At 65.6% G+C, this 3,885-nt stretch carries 3 protein-coding genes and 1 pseudogene; all 4 read left to right on the plus strand.

From position 1 onward, the window contains the following. The first annotated feature begins 231 nt into the window (after positions 1-231). Positions 232-1,413 carry a hypothetical protein gene (locus Q1B08_RS21000; protein WP_299823207.1) on the plus strand — a complete coding sequence of 394 codons (1,182 nt, stop codon included), beginning with the start codon at positions 232-234 and terminating at the stop codon, positions 1,411-1,413. A 234-nt stretch (positions 1,414-1,647) separates the two neighbouring features. Beyond that, complete coding sequence (locus tag Q1B08_RS21005; protein WP_299823211.1) at positions 1,648-2,589, plus strand: formate/nitrite transporter family protein; 942 nt, start codon at positions 1,648-1,650, stop codon at positions 2,587-2,589. A gap of 133 nt (positions 2,590-2,722) precedes the next feature. Next, a pseudogene (locus Q1B08_RS21010) lies at positions 2,723-3,567 on the plus strand (IS5 family transposase). Between the two features lie 108 nt (positions 3,568-3,675). Further along, positions 3,676-3,885: hypothetical protein (locus tag Q1B08_RS21015; protein ID WP_299823214.1), on the plus strand; the 210-nt coding region annotated here is incomplete at its 3' end.

Here is a 3,885-nt window from a genome sequence, read left to right on the forward strand (position 1 = left end):
GCCATGCTGTACCTCCAGTAGTCTCGGCAAAACATGGTCCGCGACGGCGGAACGGCGACTTCTCACACAGCCTCTAAGCGCCGCCGGCGGCGGTCATGACGTGGCGGATCTCATGGACATCGCGACGACATCCACGTCAGAGTGTCGTATGAAATGTACATTCCCTCGGTCCAGGACCTGCCCAGGGAGGGCCGACGGGTTGGACCCGTCGGCGCTTTGCCTGGCATCATCGTGACCGAGCGACACCCGACCGGCACCTATGTTTTCGGCGTCATGAAGATGGAGGTCGAAGGCCGCGATTCCGAGCGTTTCGGCGCGATCGTGGCGTCCGCCGTCGCCACGCTGGACGAAACTTTCGCGTCGGAGCCGCGACTGCGGACGCGCACGCTCGCTTTCGCTGGAGCGCATCTGACCCCGGGGGCGGGCAACTATGCGCCGCTCGACTTCCTCGAGATCGGGCTCGCCGAGAAGCTGGAGCGCAACTTGCCGTTCCTGCTGATCGTGACCGAGGTCGACCTGTCATCGTCCTCGCTGGCCTATACGCTGGCGCTGCCGAGCCAGCTGACCAACATAGCAGTCCTGTCCACCCGGCGGCTGGATCCGGAATTCTGGGGCGACGCGCCCGATCCCGAGCGCACGGCCGGACGGCTGGCCTCGCTGATGCTCCATTGCTTTGGGCACCTGAACGCGCTGCACCATGTGTGCGAGCCCACGAACGTGATGTATGCGCTGGAGGGAGTACAGGACCTCGACGGCATGACGCGGCTCGGCGCCGACCAGCTTGCGCATATTGCCCATACATTGCCGCGCGAAGCGCGCGAGCGGTCGACCCGCGAGGGCAAGCCGGGCTTCGTGCTGCGGATGCTGTTCGAGAACGCCGGCGTCGTCGCGCGGGCGGTAGCGCGCGCCAATCCGTTCCGACTGTTGGCAATGATGCCGACGATGCTGGCGGCAGCGCTGTCGGTAATCGTCGTGCTGATCTTCAGCGCGGAGACCTGGGACGTTGCGGCCGCCGTGTCGGTGCCGCAGATCGCGACGTTCTCGCTCATGTGCCTCGCCTCGGCCGCGTTCGTGCTCTACCGCGCCTTCGCGTTCGACACGCTGCTCAGTCGCGATCGACGGCTCACGGAATCCGGCATCGTGACGATGGCGGCGACGATCCTGTGCTTGATCCTCACGTTACTTGTGATGTTCGTCCTGTTCGGCGGCCTGATGTACCTCGTCATCATCACCGTCTTCCCCGAGCGGCTGATGGAAAGCTGGCCCGGCACCGGCGAGGCGACGACGGCCGTGGATCACCTCAAGCTGAGCCTGTTCCTCGCCGCAATGGGCGTCCTCGCCGGCTCGCTCGGCGGGCGCACCGACAGCCGCGATCTCGTCCGCGGCGTCCTGTTCATCACGGAAGAGACGTGAACCGTGTCCCACGTCCCGCCGGGAGGCCGCAGTAAGCGAACGCTCGCTGGCAGGCGTCGGACAATACTTCCAACAATATAGGGGCTTTGTTACATGGCCCGGCTACCTGCCAAATCTGGGAGCCTCCGGTAAACGGGCGGCGGTTCGCAGCTAGCGCATTCTGACATGATGCGTCATCGACAGGCCCCCATTACGCTGCCATGTCGAACCCTGCAGGACAGGGAGGCATACTGGATGAGCGCTGAGACCCCGGACCATTCCCGTGCCGGTTCGGAAAAGGAGGCGGGCGAGAAGCGGAAGCATCGGCCCAAGACGGTGATCGATGAAGCCAGCTCCCTGACCGAGGCCGAGGAGGAGAAGGTCGTCGACCGTCTGAGCTTGCGGGCGCCCGCAGTCTATGCCGTGATCAAGGAGGAAGGCGAGGCCGAGATCGCCCGGCCGACCGGCGCGCTGTTCTGGTCCGGTCTGGTGGCGGGCATCGCCATGGGGTTCTCGGTCTTGACCCTCGCTCTCATGCAGATGCACCTACCCGACACCGAATGGGCGCCGCTTGTCGCATCCGTCGGTTACGCGACAGGCTTTCTTATCGTCATCCTGGGGCGTCAGCAGCTCTTCACCGAGAACACGATCACGGTCGTTCTGCCGCTCGTGTCCGAACGCAGCCGCTCCGCCTTGGGGCAGGTCGCTCGCGTCTGGAGCGTAGTGCTGATTGCCAACTGGATCGGCTGCGTCGTGGTGGCGCTCGGCCTCGTGACCTTCTCGCTTGTTCCGGCGGATGTGAGCGCGGCTGTCCTCGACGTCTCCCAGCACTACGCCGAGCTGACGGCCTTCACCGCCTTCCGGCAGGGTATCGGTGCGGGCTTCCTGATTGCGGCCATGGTCTGGATGATGCCCGCTGCGCAGGGTTCCGAATTCGTGCTTGTCACCGCTACGGCATGGCTCATCGCGCTCGGTGGCTTTACCCATGTGATCGCGGGCATGGTGGAAATCGCGGCCCTGGTCCTGGCGGGTGAATTGTCGGTCGTGGACGGTCTGCTCACACTTACCTTGCCCACGCTGGCGGGAAACGTCCTCGGCGGAACGGGACTCTTCACCCTTCTTGCTTATGCGCAGGTCAAGTCCGAAGTCGACGCCGCCGATCCGGTCGACGAACCGCCCGCGGGACCTAGCCTGTGACCGCCCCGATTATACGCCGAGCCGGGACTGTTGCATTCGCCAGCCTAGAGGTGGCTCGGTCTATCTGAACAGCTTCCAGGTTTCGCTAAGATCGCCTAACGAAACCGTACAGCGTCTTGTGGATTCTTTGGCCATGAGACGTGAGCTTGTGACGGATGAGATGTGGGCGGTGGTGGAACCGCTGCTGCCCAAGGAGCGGGCGAAGCCGAAGGGCGGCCGCCCGCGGGTGGCCGATCGCGATGCCCTGTGCGGGATCGTGTTCGTCCTGCGCTCGGGCCTGCCGTGGGAGATGCTGCCGCGCGAGGTGTTCGGCTGCTCGGGCATGACCTGCTGGCGGAGACTGCGGGACTGGCAGCGGGCAGGGTGTGGACCGGCTGCACCGGGCGCTGCCGGAACGTCTTGACCGGGCGGGTGAACTGGATTGGTCCCGCGCTTCGCTGGACGCCGCATCCATCGGGGCAAAAAGGGGGGCGCCGAGACGGGACCGAACCCGACGGACCGCGGGCGCGCGGGTACCAAGAGGCACTGCGTCACCGGCCGCAGGGGCACGCCGCTCGGCCTGACGCTCACGGGCGCGAACCGCCACGACAGCATGGCGCTTGCGCCCACGCGCGACGCCGTGCCGGGGGTGCGTTCGGGGCAGCGGGGGCGGCCGCGCAAGCGTCCCGGGAAGCTGCACGCCCCTTTCGGGACATCGCTTTGCGATACCCTGTCGGGCAGTGGACAAGGCCTGCGACCACCGCCGATGCCGCCGGGAATGCCGGGCCCGCTCCATCGTGCCCGCATCGCGCGGCGCGGCGTGGAGACCTCCGCCAAGCTCGGTCGCCACCGTTGGGTTGTCGAGCGCACCTTCGCCCGGGTATCGCCCAGTTCCGCCGTCTCGCCACCCGCTACGACCGGCGCGCCGACATCCACATGGCACTCACCAAACTCGCAACGGCCATCATCTGCATGAACCGGATCAAACAGTTCTGTTAGGCGCTCTAAGTAGATTTCCGCCGTGGTTATGCCGCCGCTGGGATTGGCAATGGGTGGTTGAGATAGGCCCGGCGTTTATGGTGTGACCGTCCTCCTCGTGGATCGTTGATGACCCACATCCATCACATTCCTGAATCCATCAACATCATGAACCTGACGGCAAGTATCGGCCGGAAGCTGCACGAGGCGATTGCCGGCATACCCAATCCGGAACACGCTGGCCGGGACGAGAGAGAGCCCATCGACGTGGCCTCTTGGGCCGGACTGCCAACCGGAAAGGGCCCTCCCATGCGGTGCGCGCGCTCGACAGGCTACCTG

The sequence above is a fragment of the uncultured Jannaschia sp. genome (genome assembly GCF_947494025.1).
In the GTDB taxonomy this organism is placed as follows: Bacteria; Pseudomonadota; Alphaproteobacteria; order Rhodobacterales; family Rhodobacteraceae; genus Jannaschia.

What these genes read in the sequence shown, in the direction of transcription:
- Q1B08_RS21005 (WP_299823211.1), top strand. Translation starts at nt 1,648, where the DNA reads ATGAGCGCTGAGACCCCGGACCATTCCCGTGCCGGTTCGGAAAAGGAG.